Source organism: Vibrio sp. 1249-1 (genome assembly GCF_033340495.1).
In genome coordinates, this window is the sequence record NZ_JAWOWJ010000349.1 from 1 (window position 1) to 825 (window position 825).

1 protein-coding gene is annotated in these 825 nt (G+C 47.0%); it reads left to right on the top strand.

Annotated features, from left to right (window positions below; translation table 11 throughout):
- A partial coding sequence (locus R7Z50_RS26290; RefSeq protein WP_318149584.1) for a pyrimidine/purine nucleotide monophosphate nucleosidase domain-containing protein occupies window positions 1–759 on the top strand: 759 nt, incomplete at its 5' end.
- Between the last annotated feature and the right edge of the window lie 66 nt (window positions 760–825).

Genomic DNA, 825 nt, shown 5'->3' on the forward strand with positions numbered 1-825 from the left:
CGTTACACTGAGCAACGCTACCTTGGCTTGACGGAGCCTTCAATCATTGCCGCTGAGCCGCCAAACCCAATCGTCAACGAGCTGATCATCATGCCGGACATCGAAAAACGTTTAGAAGCGTTTGTTCGTATGGCGCATGGTATTGTGATCTTCCCGGGTGGTCCGGGTACTGCCGAAGAGTTGCTGTACATTCTTGGTATCATGATGCATCCAGACAATGCAGATCAACCGATGCCGATTGTGTTAACCGGACCAAAAGAGAGCGAAGAATACTTCCGTTCTATCGATGCGTTTATTCGCGATACCTTAGGTGAAGAAGGTCAAAAACACTACCAAATCGTCATTGATGATCCTGCCGAAGTTGCACGTATCATGAAGCGCTCGATGGAAGATGTACGCCTTCACCGTAAAGAAAAAGGCGATGCTTACAGCTTCAACTGGTCATTGAAAATCGAACCGGATTTCCAACTGCCATTTGACCCAACGCATACATCAATGGAAGGGTTGAATTTGAACTTGGATCAAGAACCTCAAGTTCTGGCGGCTAACTTACGCAAAGCCTTCTCTGGTATTGTGGCAGGTAACGTCAAAGCCGAGGGCATTCGCGAAATCGAATGCAAAGGTCCATTTTCCATTCATGGCGATCCTGTACTGATGAAGAAGCTCGACAAGCTACTGCAAGACTTCGTTGAACAACATCGAATGAAATTGCCAGGCGGTTCTGATTACGAACCATGCTATCGAATTGCCCATCCATAAATTGGTGGTCGATAGTCTGGCTTGCATTCGTAACACTAGGGGCAACGCCCCTTTTTTATTGCTAAG